This window comes from Actinokineospora xionganensis (assembly GCF_014323725.1).
Taxonomy (GTDB): Bacteria; Actinomycetota; Actinomycetes; order Mycobacteriales; family Pseudonocardiaceae; genus Actinokineospora; species Actinokineospora xionganensis.
The window spans coordinates 22,734-39,628 of the sequence record NZ_JABVED010000019.1 but is presented as its reverse complement, the minus strand read 5'-3'; the positions used below and the strand labels follow the sequence as shown (position 1 = coordinate 39,628).

The following is a 16,895-nucleotide window of genomic DNA, read 5'->3' as shown; positions in this document are numbered from 1 at the left end:
GCCGTGTGCCCATGACGGTGGACTCCGGTTCCAGCGCCCTCCCCATCACGGTTCGACCCATGCTCACTTCCCTTTGGGGCGTGGCCTGATGGTCCTTGCCCGCGCCTGGTCGATCGCACTGTTCGGCGTCGACGGGATCACCGTCGAGATCGAGGCCGATATCGGTGGCGGCAAGCCCAAAACAACCATCGTCGGCCTGCCCGACGCCTCCCTCAACGAAGCCAAAGACCGGGTTCGCGCCGCGGTGCGCAACAGTGGGCTGCAGTGGCCTGATCAGCTGGTCACCCTTGGCCTCTCGCCCGCCGCCCTCCCCAAGGGTGGCTCCGGCTACGACCTCGCGCTCGCGCTGTCCGTCCTGGTCGCCGACCGCAAGGCGCCGCCGGAGTTGCTGGCGGGCACCGTCCTCCTCGGCGAACTCGCGCTCGACGGCAGGCTGCGCACGGTCCGGGGCGTCCTGCCCTGCATGCTCGCGGCCCGCCGTTCCGGGTTGCGCCGGGCGATCGTTCCCATGGCTGCCATGGCGGAAGCGTCGCTGGTCGGCGGGCTGGAGGTCTACGGCGCCGACTGCCTCACAGATGTCCTCGTCTGGGCTCGGGGCGAGGGCGAACTGGCCCGGCCCGAGCCGCTCACCGCCGAAACCGGAGCGGCGCCTCCTGACCTCGCGGACGTGCTCGGCCAGCCCGAGGCACGGTGGGCCCTGGAAGTCGCGGCGGCCGGTGGGCACAACCTGCTCCTCGCGGGGCCACCCGGGACGGGCAAGACCATGCTCGCCAAACGCCTGCCCGGCTTGCTGCCCCCGCTCGACCGCGAACAAGCGCTCGAAGTCACCGCCATCCACTCGGTCTCCGGCGACCTGGCCGCCGAGTCACCCCTGATCACCCTTCCTCCCTTCATCGCGCCACACCACACGACGTCCGTGCCCGCGCTCGTCGGCGGTGGCGTCGGCTTGGCCAAGCCCGGAGCGATCAGCAAGGCGCACAGGGGAATTCTCTTCTTGGACGAGGCCTGCGAGTTCGCCCCGAACCGCCTCGAAGCGCTGCGGACCGCACTGGAGGAAGGCGAGATCCGGCTTGCCCGGCGCGACGGCGTCGTCCGTTACCCGGCTGCCTTCCAACTGGTCCTGGCCACCAATCCCTGCCCCTGCGCGCCGTCGCGGGAAGCGGACTGCGTGTGCGCTCCGCATGCCAGACGTCGTTATCTGGCAAGGCTTTCCGGTCCGCTGCTGGACCGGGTCGACCTACGCGTGCGGATGCGACCGATCACCGCCATGTCCCGGGCGGGCGACACCGAGCCGGAGTCCACCGCCACGGTTCGTGAGCGGGTCGAGCAAGCCCGCGACCGGGCGGGCACGCGTTGGTCGGCCTACGGCTGGCGGACCAACTCCGAAGCACCGGGCCCGGTCCTTCGCCGTGCCTTCGCCTTACCCCGCGACACCACCGCGCTGCTCGACCGAAGCCTCAACACCGGCGCCCTCACCGCCCGGGGCGCCGACCGCTGCCTTCGCATCGCCTGGACCCTCGCCGACCTGGCGGAGTCGGCAACCCCCACCCCGGACCATGTCGCGGCCGCGCTTGAGTTTCGGGACCGGCGGTCGGCGTGAACTCCTTGCCAGGAAACGACTTTGTAAAGGAACATCGATGAATAGCTTTCGTACGAAGGATCAAACAAGGCAACCGGATCGATTCCCTTTGCTGACAGGGATTTGCGGGGGAAGGGAATGACGATCGATGCTGTTCGAGCCGCTCGTGCCTACCTCCTGGGTGTCGCCGAGCCACCCGCGGCGGCGTTGTCGATGTTCGTCGAGGCGCTCGGGCCGGTGCAGGCCGCGGCGCGGGTCAAGGCGGGGGAGGTGCCGGACGCCGTTCGCGACGAGACCTCGGCCCGCAGCGCACGCGACCGCGCCGAAGCCGACCTCGAGAACGCGGCGGCGGCCGGTGCGCGGCTGGTCATTCCGGAGGACCAGGAGTGGCCCGGCTGGCCACTGCTCGCCCTGCACCACGCGTGCGGGCGTGGCCTGCGCTGGGCGGGGCCGCCGCTCGCGCTGTGGGTGCGCGGCCCGGTCGCGCTCGACGACGCCCTGCAGCGTGCCGTGTCCGTCATCGGGGCCCGGGCCGCGACGAGCTACGGCGAACACGTCGCCACCGAGTTCGGCTACGGGCTGGCCGAGGCGGGCGCGACGGTCGTCGCCGGCGCCGCGTACGGCATCGACGGCGCCGCCCACCGGGGCGCGCTCGGCGCCGAAGGCGCGACCATCGCGGTGCTCGGCTGCGGAGTCGACGTCCGATACCCGGCGGCGCACTCGCGGCTGCTCGACCGGATCGCCGACACCGGCGCGGTGATCAGCGAGTACCCGCCGGGCACGCCGCCCGCCAAACACCGGTTCCTGGTGCGCAACCGGCTGATCGCGGCGCTGAGCGCGGGCACGGTCGTCGTCGAGGCGGGCGTGCGCAGCGGGGCGCGGAACACGGCGTCGACGGCGGCCGCCCTGGGCAAGGTCGTGCTGGCGGTCCCCGGCCCGATCGGCTCGGCGATGTCGCTCGGCTGCCACGAACTCCTGCGGCTCGGGGCCGCCACCGTGGTGTGTTCGGTCCCGGAGATCCTGGAGGCGGTCGGGCAGGTCGGCGCGGACCTCGTCGCGCCCCGGGAGAAACCGAGGCGGTCCACCGACGGGTTGGGTGATCAGGCTCTCCGTGTGCACGAAGCACTGAAAACGCGTGGCGGGCTGAGCCCGGAACAGGTCTCTTCGGCATCGGGAGTGCCGTTGTCGCGGGTCAGAGCGTTGCTGCCGGAGTTGGAGCTCACCGGACTCGCCGCCCGAGGCGAGGAAGGGTGGCGCCGACTTCGATCATGACCGCGTGGCGATGCTTGACCCGAGCCCCGCCATGGCGCAGCGTCAAGGGGTGCCTCGCGCCTCCACCGGATCAAGCCGGGTCGACCTCCACCGGGTCCGATCCGCGCTGCCGGGCGGGGTTCGCACGGTTTTGACCGACTACGAACGCCATCTGGCATTGGAAAGGGGTCTGTCCCCCCACACCGTCCGCGCCTACGTCGGCGACGCGGTCTCGTTGCTCGGACACCTCCACGGCCTCCTCGACGGCTTCGCCGAATCAGGTGACGGATCCGCGGGCGACTCCGCCGGTGGGCCCGACACCGGCGATGGTGATCGTGGCGACGCGGGCGACGACAACCCCGGTGTCGGCGGGGATGCCGACGACGACCGCCATGACGTCGGTGATGGCGGCGTCGAGCGAGCGGCAGGGGCGGGTCTGCGCGGCGTCGGCCTTGATCTTGAAGGGCTGCGTGGGTGGTTGGCGGCGCAGTTGGGGGCGGGGGCGAGTCGGACGACGATGGCCAGGCGGTCGGCCTCGGCGCGGACGTTCACCGCGTGGGCGCTGCGGCGCGAGCACCTCGACGTCGACCCCGGGTCGCGGCTGGTGGCGCCGGTGCGGCATCGGACACTGCCGTCGGTGTTGCGGCAGGATCAGGCCTCCGAGCTGATGCGGGTGTCGGCGGCGGGCGCGGCCCAACTGGATCCGGTGGCGCTGCGTGACCACGCGCTGTTGGAGTTGCTGTACGCCACCGGAATCCGGGTATCGGAACTCTGCGGGCTCGATGTCGACGACGTCGATTCCGGCTCGCGGGTACTCAGGGTGATGGGCAAGGGCGGCAAAGAGCGGACCGTCCCGTTCGGTGTTCCCGCCGCCGCGGCCGTGTCGACCTGGCTCGACCAGGGTCGGCGGGCACTTGCCAGCGACGATTCCCCGCCGGCACTGTGGCTCGGTACCCGTGGGGGACGGCTTCAACCAGCCAGTGTGCGGCGCATCGTGCACGACGCTTTGGGGGCGGTTTCGGGCGCGCCGGACATGGGCCCGCACGGGCTTCGTCACTCCGCGGCTACGCACCTGCTCGAAGGGGGTGCTGACCTTCGTAGCGTCCAGGAGCTACTTGGTCACGCTACGCTCTCGACGACCCAGCTCTACACCCACGTGACCGTCGAACGGCTGAAGGCGATCCATGACCGAACCCATCCCCGTTCCCGGTGACACCGGGGAAGGTTCTCGGACACCGGTGGCCCCGTCCCCGGAATCGAGACCCCCGGTGAACGGAACCGCCGTCTCCTTCGGGACCGGCGAGACCTCCGGAGTGCTGCCCGGAGACCAACGCACCGCCGACGACGTCGAAGCGGGCATCGTCGCCCTGTGGCGCAAGTTCGGCGAGCAGCGCGAGCACGGGCTCAGGGACCGGCTCGTGCTGCACTACGCCCCGCTCGTCAAGTACGTGGCGGGACGGGTGGGCACCGGCCTGCCCGCGCACGTCGACGTGTCCGACCTGATCCAGTCCGGGATCTTCGGCCTGGTCGACGCCATCGAGAAGTTCGAGCCGGAGCGCGGCCTCAAGTTCGAGACCTACGCCATGCAGCGCATCCGCGGCGCGATCCTCGACGACCTGCGCGCCCAGGACTGGGTGCCGCGCACCGTCCGCGGCCGCGCCCGCGAGGTCGAACGCGGCATCGAACGCCTCGGCGCCAAACTGCAGCGCACCCCCAACGACGCCGAACTCGCGGGCGAACTGGGCCTGACCGTCGGTGAACTGCGCGACGTCTACGCCCAGCTCCAACTCACCAGCGTCGTCGCGCTCGACGAGCTCGCCGCCGCCGGGCGGGGATCGACCTCGCTGGCCGACACGCTCGAGGACGAGACCGCCGAGGACCCGGTTGCGTTGCTCGTCGACCAGGACAACCGCCGCCAGCTCGCCGAGGCCATCGGCAGGCTCGCCGAGCGAGACCGGGTCGTGGTCACCCTCTACTACTTCGAGAACCTCACCCTCGCCGAGATCGGCCGTGTCCTCGGCGTCACCGAGTCGCGGGTCTGCCAGCTGCACACCCGGGCGGTCCTCCGCCTGCGCGCGAAACTCCTCGAGGTCGCGGAAGTCTGAGGCGGCGGACTCCCACCCGGGTTCCAGCGGGAGCAGCCGCACCCTCGGTGGGCGGATAAGCCACAGGGGCTCCAGGTATGTCCCGTCGCGGCGCAAGCTCCAGTGCAGGCAGGCGAGCTCGGGGCACCCAGGGTGGCCGGGGGTGAGCACCCCGATCTGCTCGCCGCGACGGACCCGCGCTCCCGCCGCCACCGACGGCGCCACGGGCTCGTACGCGGTGCGCAACCCGGCGTCGTGGTCGATGGCGATGACCTCGCGGTCCACGACTCGCCCGGCGAAGACCACCACCCCGTCGCCCGCCGCGAGGACCGGCGCTCCCGGTGCGCTCGCCAGGTCGACACCGCGGTGACCGGGCCCGTAGGGCGTCGATGGGGCTTGGAACGGCCGCACGACCTCGTGGGGTGGGGGAAGCGGCCAGGAGAACCGCCCGTCATCCGGCGGTTCGGCCGGACCTTCGGGCGGCTGAACTCGACGGACTGGGATCACGCCGACCGGGCCCACCTGGGCGACCCTGGACGTGGCGGCGTCGACACCGGTGGCCGGACCTGCGCCCGCCTGCCACGACCAGTCCGCCGCCACAGCCCCCAAGACTGCGCCCATCAGCGCCCCAAGCGGCGCCGCGAAGATCACCGCGCGGAGGCGGTGACGGCGGTGTTCGTGCTGGTGGCGGCCCATACGACAACCCTGCCGGGGGCGGCCCGGCGGCACCAGGGGTCGGTCAGATCTGTGGATGAATACGGGGCCTGTGGATAACCGCGGGCTCCGATTCTCGATTCCGACCCTGACCGGCGTACACTTCGACCCGCGTCTCGTGGCGACATGAGGCGACTTCGCGTGCCAGTGCGCGTTCGCGGCCACCGCAAGTGGCAGCCGCGGCACAAAGGGTGGTCGACGGTCCCGTTCTCAACAGCGGGTTCGGCCATCCGCACGGCACCAGGGCCTGCAGGTCACCGACCTGCGGCGACAACCGAGTACGCGCGCCACGGCCCAACCGCCCGGCGCGCCCGAAATGAAGAGGTGCGAACCCGGCCATGGCCGTCGTCACCATGAGGCAACTGCTGGATTCCGGCGTGCACTTCGGGCACCAGACCCGCCGCTGGAACCCGAAGATGAAGCGCTACATCCTGACTGACCGCAACGGTATCTACATCATCGACCTGCGGCAGACCCTGACCTACATCGACCGCGCCTACGAGTTCGTCAAGGAGACTGTCGCCCACGGCGGCTCGATCCTTTTCGTCGGCACGAAGAAGCAGGCGCAGGAAGCCATCGCCAACGAGGCGCTGCGCGTCGGCATGCCCTACGTGAACCAGCGCTGGCTGGGCGGCATGCTCACCAACTTCTCCACCGTGCACAAGCGTCTTCAGCGCCTCAAGGAGCTGGAGTCGATGGAGCAGACCGGTGGCTTCCAGGGTCTCACCAAGAAAGAGATCCTGATGCTGACCCGCGAGAAGGACAAGCTCGACCGCACCCTCGGCGGTATCCGCGACATGGCGCGCGTTCCCAGCGCCATCTGGATCGTGGACACCAAGAAGGAGCACATCGCGGTCGGCGAGGCGCGCAAGCTGCACATCCCGATCGTGGCGATCCTCGACACCAACTGCGACCCGGACGAGGTCGACTACCCGATTCCGGGTAACGACGACGCGATCCGCTCCGCCGCGCTGCTGACCAAGGTGGTGGCCGAGGCCGCCGCCGCCGGTCTCATCGCGCGCTCGGGTGCCCGCAACGGCGCCGACAAGCCGGAAGCGGGTGCTGCCACCGAGCCGCTGGCCGAGTGGGAGCAGGAGCTGCTCAAGGGTGCCGAGACCGCCGCCGCCGACGGCGAGCAGGCCGTCGCCGCGGTCGAGGCCGCGACCGAAACCCCCGCCGAGTCCTGATCTCGGCTCGCGGTGGCCGCCCTGGACCACACGGTCCGGGGCGGCCACCGCGCCACAAACTAAGCGAACGCGCGTAACCGAAGAAGGACGGAAAACGCACGATGTCGAACTTCACCGCGGCCGACGTCAAGAAGCTCCGGGACCTCACCGGCGCCGGAATGATGGACTGCAAGAAGGCGCTGACCGAGACCGACGGCGACTTCGAGAAGGCCGTTGAGATCCTGCGCATCAAGGGCGCCAAGGACGTGGGCAAGCGCGCCGAGCGCGCCACCGCCCAGGGCCTGGTCGCCGCCGACGGCGGTGTCATGGTCGAGCTGAACTGCGAGACCGACTTCGTCGCCAAGAACGAGGAGTTCCAGGCACTGGCGAACAAGATCGTCGCCGTCGCCCGGGAGACCAAGGCCACCGACGTCGACACCCTCAAGGCCGCCGAGCTCGATGGCGGCACCGTGGGCGACGCCGTGCACAACCTCTCGGCCAAGATCGGCGAGAAGCTCGAGCTCCGCCGCGTCGTCGTGTTCGACGGCCCCGCGACCACCTACCTGCACCGCCGCGCCTCCGACCTGCCGCCCGCCGTGGGCGTGCTGGTCGAGTACACCGGCGACGGTGAAGAGGTGGCCCGCTCGGTCGCCATGCAGATCGCCGCGATGAAGCCGCGCTACGTCACCCGTGACGAGGTTCCGGCCGAGGTCGTCGCGACCGAGCGTCGCATCGCCGAGGAGACCGCCCGCGAAGAGGGCAAGCCCGAGGGCGCGCTCCCGAAGATCGTCGAAGGCCGGGTCAACGGCTTCTTCAAGGACGTCGTGCTGACCGAGCAGTCCTCGGTCGTCGACTCCAAGAAGTCGGTCAAGGCCATCCTCGACGAGGCGGGCGTGACCGTGAGCCGCTTCGCGCGCTTCGAGGTCGGCCAGGCCTGACCGATAGGGCACCTAAGCAGGCCCTAACAGCAACACAGTGACTAGGGTTATGCCCCGTCCCCGGTACCGACCGAGGGCGGGGCATAGTCACGAGGAGGGGTCTTACGTGACTCAGAACGGCAGCTTCCGCCGAGTCCTGCTCAAGCTGGGCGGCGAGATGTTCGGCGGCGGCGAGGTCGGTGTCGACCCGGACGTCGTCTACGCGGTGGCCCGGCAGATCGCCGACGTCGTCCGCGGCGGCGTGCAGACCTCGATCGTCATCGGCGGTGGCAACTTCTTCCGCGGCGCGGAGCTGAGCCAGCGCGGGATGGACCGCGACCGGGCCGACTACATGGCGATGCTGGGCACCGTCATGAACTGTCTCGCCCTGCAGGACTTCCTGGAGAAGGAAGGCATCGACACCCGCGTCCAGACGGCCATCACCATGGGCCAGGTCGCCGAGCCCTACATCCCGCGCCGCGCCGAGCGGCACCTGGAGAAGGGCCGCGTGGTCATCTTCGGTTGCGGGGTCGGCATGCCGTACTTCTCCACCGACACCGCCGCCGCGCAGCGCGCCCTGGAGATCGGCTGCGACGCGGTGCTGATGGCCAAGGCCGTCGACGGTGTCTACGACGCGGACCCGAAGCTCGACCCGAACGCGAAGATGTTCACCGACATCACCCACCGCGAGGTGTTGGAGCGTGGACTCAAGGTCGCCGACGCGACCGCGTTCAGCCTTTGCATGGACAACAACATGCCGATCATCGTGTTCAACCTCCTGACGGAGGGGAACATCGCCCGCGCGGTGCGTGGTGAGAGGATCGGCACGCTGGTCAGTACGCCCGCGAAGTCAGCGTGACCCACTGCATTTAAGGAGCGCCCCCTTGATCGACGAGACACTCCTCGACGCCGAGGAGAAGATGGAAAAGGCCGTGTCGGTGGCCAAGGAGGACATGAACTCCGTCCGAACCGGTCGCGCGACGCCGTCGATGTTCTCTCGCATCCACGTCGAGTACTACGGCTCCATGACCCCGCTCAACCAGTTGGCGAGCGTCGCGGTCCCCGAGGCCCGGATGGCGGTCGTCAAGCCCTACGACGCCACCCAGCTCAACGCCATCGAGAAGGCGATCCGGGATTCCGACCTGGGCGTCAACCCGAGCAACGACGGCAGCATCATCCGCATCGTCATCCCGCAGCTCTCCGAGGAGCGCCGCAAGGAGATGGTGAAGGTCGCCAAGACCAAGGGTGAGGACGCGAAGATCTCGATCCGCAGCGTCCGCCGCAAGGCCAAGGAAGAGCTCGACCGGCTGGTGAAGGACGGCGAGTCGGGTGAGGATGATGTCGTCCGCGCCGAGAAGGAACTGCAGAACCTGACCGACAAGTACGTCCACCAGGTCGAAGAGCTCGTCAAGCACAAGGAAGCCGAACTGCTCGAGGTCTGACCTCGAACAGCTGGCAAGGAGTACGCGGAGATGGTGGCCGGGCCCGTCGGGGAGTTGGAGCATGAATCTAGGGACCACCCGGTGACAACCGGAAGCGCGGATCTGCCCGCGCCGAACGTCTCGCGCGCGGGCCGCAACCTGCCCGCGGCGATCGGCGTCGGCGTCGTGCTCGGCGGGGCTGTGCTGCTCGCCCTGTTGACGGTCCGGCATGTCTTCATCGGCATCGTGGCGATCGCGGTCGCCGTGGCGACGTGGGAACTCGTGGGCGCGCTCAAGCGCGGCGCGGGGATCGACGTGGCGCTGTGGCCGGTTCTGGTCGGTGGTCAGGCGATGGTGTGGCTGTCGTGGCCGTTCGGTCGCGACGGCCTGCTCACCGGGTTCGTGGTGACGATCCTGGCGTGTCTGCTGTGGCGTTTGCGCGGTGGTGTCGAGGGCTACCTGCGTGACGCGAGCGCGTCGGTCTTCACCGCGGCCTACGTGCCGTTGTTCGCCGCTTTCGCCGCGATGCTCGTGGTCCCCGCCGACGGCGCCGCCCGGGTTCTCTGCTTCATGATCCTCGTGGTCAGCTCCGACACCGGCGGGTACATCGCCGGTGTGCTGTTCGGCAAGCACCCGATGGCGCCGGTGATCAGCCCGAAGAAGTCCTGGGAGGGCTTCTGCGGTTCGGTGGTCGCCGGTGTCGTCGCGGGTGCGCTCACCGTCCACTTCATGCTGGGCGGCGAGATCTGGCAGGGCGTGCTGTTCGGCGTCGCGATCGTCGCCACCGCCACCCTGGGCGACCTGGTGGAATCGGTGATCAAGCGCGATCTCGGCGTGAAGGACATGGGCACGCTCCTGCCGGGGCACGGTGGCCTGATGGACCGCATGGATTCGCTGCTTCCCTCCGCCGTGGTGTCCTGGTTGTTGCTTCGCCTGTTCGTCCCAGCCTGATCTGTGCTTACCTGGGTGGTATGGGGATGGTCGCGCGGGCTAGAGCTCGGCTGATCACGTCGTTGCGTGCGGCGGAGGTCGTGCCGAGCCCGAACATCTGGCATTGGCCCGAGGTCTACGAGACCGAGAACCGCGCCCAGGACGCCGAGGGCACCCTGTGGCGACTCCTCGGCGACCTGTGCGACTGGTCGGGCGACGTCCTGGACGTCGGCTGCGGCGACGGCTTCCACCTGCCGCGATTCGCTTCGAAGGCCCGGTCCGTGCTCGGGGTCGAGCCGCACCCGCCGCTGGTCGAGCGGGCCCGCGCGCGGATCGCGAGAATGCCCGGGATCGCGGTGGCGCCGGGGTCGGCGCAGGACCTGCCGGTCGGCGACGCGACCTTCGATGTGGTGCACGCCAGAACGGCGTACTTCTTCGGCCCCGGCTGTGACCCGGGGCTGCGTGAGGCCGACCGCGTGCTACGTCCCGGCGGCACCCTGGTGATCGTCGACCTCGACGCGGCGTGCCCGCCGTACGGCCGCTGGATGCGGGCCGACCTGCCGGATTATGACCCGGCGGAGGTCGACAAGTTCTTCGACCTCAAAGGGTTCACCCGCCACCGGGTCTCCACGGTGTGGCGCTTCGCCGACCGGGAGAGCATGGCGGCGGTCCTGCGGATCGAGTTCTCGGCGGCCGTGGCGGCGCGCGCGCTCGCGGAGGTGCCGGGACTTGAGTTCACGGTGGGCTACCGGGTGCTGATCCGGCGCAAGCCCACCGGCCTGATCCTCGCTTAGTCCTCTTCGCCGAGCACCGCGTAGAGCTGGCGACGGGCCTCGTTGATGATCTCGATCGCCTTGGCCTTCTGTCGTGCGTTCGCGGCCTGGGATACTCCGATGACGGCCGCGCTGAACTGGCCCATGGCGCCGCGCAGGCTGACCTCCGCGGGGTCGACTCCCGCCGTGACGTGGTCCCACGGTGCGGTATCGCCGAACTGCTCGACAGCGGCGGTCCCGTCCTCGGTCAGCTCGAACAGGCGCTTGCCGCCGTCCCCGTCCGTCGCGCGGACAAGGCCTTCGTCGGCGAGCAGCTGCAGCGTGGGGTAGACCGAGCCGGGGCTCGGCTTCCAGAATCCGCCGGTGCGCTGGGCGATCTCCTGGATCATCTCGTAGCCGTGCATCGGCCGGTCTTTAAGCAGCGTGAGCAGGGCGGCACGCACATCGCCGCGACGCTGACGGCCGCCCGGTCCGCGGCGCCCGCGTCCACCCGGTCCGTGCCCGCCGAAGCCGGGAGGGAACGGGGGCAGCGGGGGGAACGGCGGGGTCATCTCGGCCTCCGGGTCGAAGTGCGTGTCGACGTGGTCGGTGTGGTGGAAGTGGTGGCGCCGCGGGTGGTGGCGGCGGTGTCCGAAGGACGTACGCATTGTTCACTCCTGTGTTTCAGATGTCGCTAGCGGTCGCTCGCGATAGCTCAACGATATATCGGAACGTATCGCGATGCAACGACGATATGTGTGACGTGCGTTTCAAGGGGCGCTGGGACAGCGCGAACCAGCCAGTACGAGGCCGAAAGTGTGTGGTGAGTGTTTCTGAGCGAGCGGGTTAGCTGCTCGCGTGCTCCATGCAGGCGACGGGGTCGGTGAAGAGGGCTTCGAGGGCGGTGTGGGCGGCGCCTCGAGCCGGGCCGGTGAAGGCGAAGCCGGAGGTCCTGATGTCGCAGCCGCCTGCTTGGCCTGCGATGGCCCGCGCCTCGACGGCACCCCGCACGTGGGTGAGGAGGTGCTCGCCGAAGTAGGAGAAGTAGCCGCCGAGGATCACTGCTCGGGGGCTCAGGACGTCGATCAGCATGCCCACGACGACGCCGAGGCCCTGCCCGACGGTGCCCAGTGCGGCGAGCACGACGGGGTCGCCCGCGTCGGCGCGGGTTCGCAGGTCGGTCATCTGCTGGTCCAGGTCACGCACCGCGTGCGGCGGGTCGGACACGGTGTCGAGAAACGCGGTCACCCCGACCGTGGCCTCCACGCATCCGCTGCGCCCGCACGGGCACGGCAGGTCGGGCCTGCCCAGTGGCAGGTGGCCGATCTCGCCCGCGAAGCCCATGGCGCCGCGCAGGATCTGGCCGTCCACCAGGATTCCGGCCCCCACGCCGAGTCCACCGGTCACGTAGAGCAGGTCGTGGATGCCCTCGGTGCGGGCCACGGCGTATTCCGCGACCGCGCCGAGCCGGGCGTCGTTGTCGATGCGCATCGGGGGGACGTCCGCGTTCAGCCGTGAGATCAGCCCGTCGACCAGCTGCACGTCCGACCAGCCCAGCGGAGCGGCGAAGCGGATCACGCCCGCGTCGCGGTCCAGCTGGCCCGGCGCGGCGATGGTGATGCCGAGGACGTGGCTCCCGGACTCGGCCAGCACCGCCAGTGCGTCGTGGATGAGTGCCGCGACGGCGTCGAGCACGGTGTCGGGGTCGGCTCGGTCGATGGCGATGGACCGGTCGAGCAGGACGTCGTCGCGCAGGTCGAGTGCGACCGCGCGGGCGTCGGTGGCGGTGAGCTCCACACCCAGGCCGCAGATGGCCGTGCCGCGCAGTTCCACCGTCTGCCGGGGCCTGCCGACCGCGCCCGCCCGGGTGGCATCGGTCTGGTAGACGAGGCCCAGCTCGGTCAGCTCGCTGACCAGCGTGGACACCGTCGCCTTGGGCAGCCCGAGATCTTCGGCAAGCTGGGTCTGCGACCGCGATCCGTGGGTGTTGAGGTCGCGCAGCACCAAGCCGAGGTTGGCCCGGCGGATGGCGGTCCGGCTCGCCACCTCACCGGACCGGACAAGGGGGACCGGAACGTCCGCTCGTGTCATGCGCATCGTTCCCGGTCCCCCTTGGTCGATCCCACTACTTCCTACACCCCGGTGACGTTCAGCTCGGCGACCGACGCCCAGGGCCCGCCCGCCTGCTCCGAGGTGGCGCGGAACTTGACGTACCGCCCCGACTTCGCCGTGAAGCAGGCGTCCGACTCGGCCGTCGTGTTGGCGAACGTCCCGGTCTTCACCGCCGTGCCCCACGTCGTGCCGTCCGCGGAAACGTAGACCTCGTAGCCGGCGATCTTGCCGTTGACCCCACTCTGCCGGGGCAGGTGGTGCAGGCACGACACCGAGTAGGAGCGGCCGAGGTCGAGCACGATCTCGTGCGGGTACGCCGCGTCCGGCTCGACCTGCGACCAAGCGGTGTGCCACAGCGTGTCCGCCACGCCGTCGAGCACGTTGGCCGCCGCGCCGTTGGTCGCGGTGTCCTGACTGGACACCGACGCCACCGTGATTCCCGACTGCGGAATCCGGCCCGCCTGCTTGTATCCGACGTTCAGTTCGGCCACCGCGGTCCACGGGTTGCCGCCGACCTCCGACAGCGCGCGCAGCCGCACGTGCCGGGCCTGTCGGGCGGTGAAGGTGACCGCCTGTTCCGTCGTGGTGTTGGGGAACGTGCCGGTCGCCGCCGCCGCGCCCCAGTTCACCCCGTCGGTCGAGGTGTAGATCTCGTAGTTCGCGATCCGCCCGTTGGTCTGGGACTGCCGCGGCAGGTAATACACAGTGGACACGTTGTAGGTAGCGCCGAGGTCCACGCGGATCTCGTGCGGCATCGGGTCCGAACCGCCCGCCCACTTGGTGTGCCAGATCGTGCTCGCGTTGCCGTCCAACACGTTGGCCGCGGCGCCGTTCTCACCCGTGGTCTCCTGCGAGTCCACATAGGTCACCGACATCCCGGACTGCGGCACCCGCACCACATCCCCACCGGCGCCGGGGCCGAGGTCGTCGACCACCAGGTCGTCGAGGATCAGGTCGGCCTCGTTGTTGGAGTTCTCGGGGGTCAGCTTGCGGACGCCGATCCAGGCGTTGGGTCCGGCGGTGAACGTCTTGCTGAACACCGTGGTGGTCCGCGCCTGGGCGAAGTTGGTGGAGCTGGTCTCGGAGGCGCCCGAGCCGGTGACGAAGGCGTACTCGTTGCCGAACCCGGCCTGGTAGTTCGCCGTCACCTTGTACTGCCTGCCCTCGGTGAACCGCAGCGTCTGCGGCACCGTCTGGTAGATCAGCCGCTGCCGTTCCTCGTGCGACTTCAGCGAGTTGTCGCCGGTGATCACGTCGTCGACCAGCTTCCCGTTCCAGCCCGCCTGCGTGTAGGGCGCGTTGCGCTGGGCGATGTGGGTTCGCGGGTCGTTCTGCGAACCGCCGCCGACGACGAACGGTCCCCAGCCCGCGTCGACGTTCTCGAAGTCCTCGGCGAAGTAGTGACCGTTCATGGGAGTGCGCCCGGACTGGACCACGCGGACGTCGTCGAAGACCACGGTGCCCGAGCCGGTCGCGGTGGAAAGCGCCAGCGTCGCGGTGGTCTGCCCGGCGGGGACGTCGAAGAGGACCTTCATCCGCTGCATCGTCGTGCCGTTCTTCTCACTGCCGCCCGCGGCCTGGGTGACCCCGGACCAGTCGGCGTACACCGAAGCCGCTGTCCCGCCTGTCGGTGTCACGCTCAGCGTCGCCTTGCGGCCCGCGGGAGTCGAGACCCACACCGAGGCCGAGTACGTGCCCGCGGTCAAACCGGTGAGCTGCTGCGACACCGTCGGAGTGGAGTTCGCCGCGACGGTCAGCTCGTTCTGGCCGGAGCCGTTGCGGGTGACCGAGGCGCCCGTGCCGGTGACCGACCACGCCGACAGGTTTCCGGCGTAGAAGCCCGGGTCCTTCACCGGAGTTCCCTGGCCCCAGTTCGCGTCGCCCTGCGCGGGCGCCGCGCCGTTGTAGACGACGTAGGCGGTGTTCGCGGCCGCGTTCAGCGAGACCTGCCCGGCGGTGACCGCCAGGTCGCCGACGAGCACGCGGCCTGCGTCGGTGAGCTGGTAGAGCTTCGGCGCGGTCCAGCCCGCGGGCAGGGTCCACGTCGTGTTGCCACCGGAAGCGTTCCAGTGGTAGAGCCTGCCGTCACGGGGGAGGAGATAGGCGTTGCCGCGCAGCACTTCCCGGCCGTTCTCGCGGATGACCTTGGTGCCGCCCGCGTTGGTCACCGTGACGCCGTTGGCCAGTGTCACCGTGTCAGTGGTCCACTTGGTGATCGGCGAGCCCTGCAGGTACTTGGTCGGCAGGTTCACTGCGAAGGTGGTGCGCAGGAAGGCGTTGAAGTCCTTCTTGCCCTGCCAGCCTTCGTAGGCCTCGAGTTCGGCGCCACCGAGCAGCGGGTGCCGGACGATCCAGTCGTCGCGGGTGTGGTTGCCGATGAACCGGGCGAGCTGGGAGTTGATTCCCTTGTAGTCGGTGCCGCCGTAGTTCACGTCGGCCGACCAGTGCGTCCACACCGTGTTGTCGACCAGCTTGTCCGGGAACTCGGTCGCCATCTGCCAGCCCAGCCCGTTGATGTCACGCGCCAGCTTGCGGGAGACGTAGCCGTCGCCGTACCAGACGTCGACGTAGAGGAAGTCCAGCGCGGGCACCGCCGCCTTGAGCTCGTTGAGCCGGGCCAGCCGGTCGCCGGACTGGCCGTCCTTGCGGGCGTCGATCACATAGGACTGGTCGAGCCAGTCCCAGCCGTTGGCGCCGGTGTGCTTGGCGGGGTTGAACGTGCGCGACACGGGATATTCCTCGTGCGCGTTGACGTGCACGCCGATGTCGGCGTTGAGCCCCTCGGCGGCCTCGGTCAGCGCGCGCAGTTCGGCGGCGCCGCCCATCTTCGGGCCGACGTAGCCGTAGTCCATGTGCGCGGAGTCATGGCCCTCGGAGCCGTAACCCTTGAGCAGCACGAACTGTCCGAGCCCATCGGTGGCCCGGGCCACCCGCTTGGTCTCGTCGAGGGTCTGCGGGAACGGGTGCGTGGCCTGCGAGCCGAAGTTGAACGGGATGCGCTGCACCACGCGGTCCGCGGTGTGCTCCCAACCCTGCGGCGCCGTCCAGATGTCGCGCGCGGCGACGGCGGCGTCCTGCCAGTCGACGGTGCTGTCACCGTTGCGGTCGCGGGTGATCGCGACCTTCGCGTAGGGCAGCGGCTCGGTGTCGGTCAGTGCCGCGCCCGCGGGCCGGTAGAGCCAGTCACCGCTCCACAGGCCTGCCCGGCGGTAGCCGGTCTTGGCGACGACCTGCTTCTGCAGACGTCCGCTCTCGTTCGCGTTGGTGCCGGAAGGGTTGTCGTAGTACGAGTTCGAGACGATCGCCGCGCCGAGCGTGGCCGTGTTGGCCACGGCGAACATCGCGCCAGCCGGCGCGGTGTCGGCGGGCGTCGACGAGGTGATGGCGGTGAACGTGTCGCCGGTGCCGGTGGTCGCGGTGTTCATCCGAGCGGTCGCGAGCGCGGCGCCGGTCTGGCTGCTGCGCACGGAGACGAGGTTGTGGCCCGGGATGGCGAAGCTGGACACCCGCAGGGAGGGAGTGTCGCTGATGCCGGTCACCGCGAAGTGCACGACGGACCCGCTCACCGACAGCCGTGCGTCGATGGTGACGCCGGAGAACGAGAGCTTGTAGTCGACGCGGTCGGTCGCGACGGTCGAGGTGACGGTGGGGGTGTAGGTGGTGCCGTTGACCCGGATCTGGGTGAGTGGGTCCTCGTTGCCGTGCAGCACCGCGTTGCTCGCGCGGTCGGTGTAGCTGATCACCCGGGGGAAGCTGTCGTCGACGCTGACGGACAGGGCGGGCGAGGTGATGGTGACCGTCGCACCCTCGGCTGCGGCGGTCACGACTGGGATGGCTAAGGAACCGGCTATCAAGGCAAGCGTTAGGGGCACTTGGGCACGCATGCGCACTCCTGCAGGGGTAGGAGAGTTAGTTCAGCTAGTGTTCTAACTCACGTTGCCCGCGTCAAGAGTCGTCGTGCAAAAAGAT

13 protein-coding genes and 1 pseudogene are annotated in these 16,895 nt (G+C 69.8%); 10 read left to right on the top strand and 4 right to left on the bottom strand.

The window, feature by feature from the left end; all coding sequences use genetic code 11:
• Positions 1-88 precede the first annotated feature (88 nt).
• The 4 genes from GPZ80_RS26470 (at position 89) to GPZ80_RS26455 (ending at position 4,935) form a co-directional block, all read left to right on the top strand.
• Positions 89-1,600, top strand: a complete 1,512-nt coding sequence (locus tag GPZ80_RS26470) for a YifB family Mg chelatase-like AAA ATPase (protein WP_187223805.1) — start codon at positions 89-91, stop codon at positions 1,598-1,600.
• Positions 1,601-1,717: 117 nt separating this feature from the next.
• Positions 1,718-2,851 (top strand): DNA-processing protein DprA, encoded by a 1,134-nt coding sequence (gene dprA, locus GPZ80_RS26465; protein WP_187223804.1) that lies wholly within the window; start codon positions 1,718-1,720, stop codon positions 2,849-2,851.
• A 31-nt stretch (positions 2,852-2,882) separates the two neighbouring features.
• Complete coding sequence (locus GPZ80_RS26460) at positions 2,883-4,043, top strand: tyrosine recombinase XerC (RefSeq protein ID WP_187223856.1); 1,161 nt, start codon at positions 2,883-2,885, stop codon at positions 4,041-4,043.
• Complete coding sequence (locus GPZ80_RS26455) at positions 4,015-4,935, top strand: FliA/WhiG family RNA polymerase sigma factor (RefSeq protein ID WP_246477509.1); 921 nt, start codon at positions 4,015-4,017, stop codon at positions 4,933-4,935. The genes GPZ80_RS26460 and GPZ80_RS26455 overlap by 29 nt, the downstream gene beginning before the upstream one ends.
• 126 nt (positions 4,936-5,061) lie before the next feature.
• Here GPZ80_RS26455 and GPZ80_RS33855 read toward each other — a convergent pair.
• Positions 5,062-5,535: pseudogene (locus GPZ80_RS33855) on the bottom strand (murein hydrolase activator EnvC family protein); the annotation flags it as partial.
• A 431-nt stretch (positions 5,536-5,966) separates the two neighbouring features.
• Here GPZ80_RS33855 and rpsB point away from each other — a divergent pair.
• The 6 genes from rpsB (at position 5,967) to GPZ80_RS26420 (ending at position 10,856) form a co-directional block, all read left to right on the top strand.
• Positions 5,967-6,815, top strand: a complete 849-nt coding sequence (gene rpsB, locus GPZ80_RS26445) for a 30S ribosomal protein S2 (RefSeq protein WP_091370961.1) — start codon at positions 5,967-5,969, stop codon at positions 6,813-6,815.
• A gap of 101 nt (positions 6,816-6,916) precedes the next feature.
• The gene (gene tsf, locus GPZ80_RS26440) at positions 6,917-7,732 is read left to right on the top strand and encodes a translation elongation factor Ts (protein WP_187223803.1); all 816 of its coding nucleotides are present in this window, start codon (positions 6,917-6,919) and stop codon (positions 7,730-7,732) included.
• A 106-nt stretch (positions 7,733-7,838) separates the two neighbouring features.
• Positions 7,839-8,570, top strand: a complete 732-nt coding sequence (pyrH, locus tag GPZ80_RS26435) for a UMP kinase (protein ID WP_091370964.1) — start codon at positions 7,839-7,841, stop codon at positions 8,568-8,570.
• A 25-nt stretch (positions 8,571-8,595) separates the two neighbouring features.
• Positions 8,596-9,153: a ribosome recycling factor gene (frr, locus tag GPZ80_RS26430; RefSeq protein ID WP_187223802.1), complete on the top strand. Its 558-nt coding sequence runs from the start codon at positions 8,596-8,598 to the stop codon at positions 9,151-9,153.
• Between the two features lie 81 nt (positions 9,154-9,234).
• A complete protein-coding gene (locus GPZ80_RS26425) occupies positions 9,235-10,083 on the top strand; it encodes a phosphatidate cytidylyltransferase (protein ID WP_312880589.1) in 849 nt (282 codons plus the stop codon).
• A 20-nt stretch (positions 10,084-10,103) separates the two neighbouring features.
• A complete protein-coding gene (locus tag GPZ80_RS26420) occupies positions 10,104-10,856 on the top strand; it encodes a class I SAM-dependent methyltransferase (protein WP_187223800.1) in 753 nt (250 codons plus the stop codon).
• Here the strand turns inward: GPZ80_RS26420 and GPZ80_RS26415 are convergent.
• From GPZ80_RS26415 to GPZ80_RS26405, 3 genes are all read right to left on the bottom strand, one after another.
• Positions 10,853-11,482, bottom strand: a complete 630-nt coding sequence (locus GPZ80_RS26415; protein ID WP_187223799.1) for a PadR family transcriptional regulator — start codon at positions 11,480-11,482, stop codon at positions 10,853-10,855. The two genes, GPZ80_RS26420 and GPZ80_RS26415, sit on opposite strands and share 4 nt — an antisense overlap.
• 178 nt (positions 11,483-11,660) lie before the next feature.
• Positions 11,661-12,911 (bottom strand): ROK family transcriptional regulator, encoded by a 1,251-nt coding sequence (locus GPZ80_RS26410; protein ID WP_187223798.1) that lies wholly within the window; start codon positions 12,909-12,911, stop codon positions 11,661-11,663.
• Between the two features lie 35 nt (positions 12,912-12,946).
• The gene (locus tag GPZ80_RS26405) at positions 12,947-16,750 is read right to left on the bottom strand and encodes an endo-alpha-N-acetylgalactosaminidase family protein (protein ID WP_222719897.1); all 3,804 of its coding nucleotides are present in this window, start codon (positions 16,748-16,750) and stop codon (positions 12,947-12,949) included.
• Positions 16,751-16,895: the final 145 nt, after the last annotated feature.

Coding starts and splice junctions, on each gene's coding strand:
- rpsB (WP_091370961.1), top strand. CDS start 5,967: ATGGCCGTCGTCACCATGAGGCAACTGCTGGATTCCGGCGTGCACTTC.
- tsf (WP_187223803.1), top strand. CDS start 6,917: ATGTCGAACTTCACCGCGGCCGACGTCAAGAAGCTCCGGGACCTCACC.
- GPZ80_RS26410 (WP_187223798.1), bottom strand. CDS start 12,911: ATGCGCATGACACGAGCGGACGTTCCGGTCCCCCTTGTCCGGTCCGGT.
- GPZ80_RS26460 (WP_187223856.1), top strand. CDS start 2,883: ATGGCGCAGCGTCAAGGGGTGCCTCGCGCCTCCACCGGATCAAGCCGG.
- GPZ80_RS26470 (WP_187223805.1), top strand. CDS start 89: ATGGTCCTTGCCCGCGCCTGGTCGATCGCACTGTTCGGCGTCGACGGG.
- GPZ80_RS26415 (WP_187223799.1), bottom strand. CDS start 11,482: ATGCGTACGTCCTTCGGACACCGCCGCCACCACCCGCGGCGCCACCAC.
- dprA (WP_187223804.1), top strand. CDS start 1,718: ATGACGATCGATGCTGTTCGAGCCGCTCGTGCCTACCTCCTGGGTGTC.
- GPZ80_RS26455 (WP_246477509.1), top strand. CDS start 4,015: ATGACCGAACCCATCCCCGTTCCCGGTGACACCGGGGAAGGTTCTCGG.
- GPZ80_RS26420 (WP_187223800.1), top strand. CDS start 10,104: ATGGGGATGGTCGCGCGGGCTAGAGCTCGGCTGATCACGTCGTTGCGT.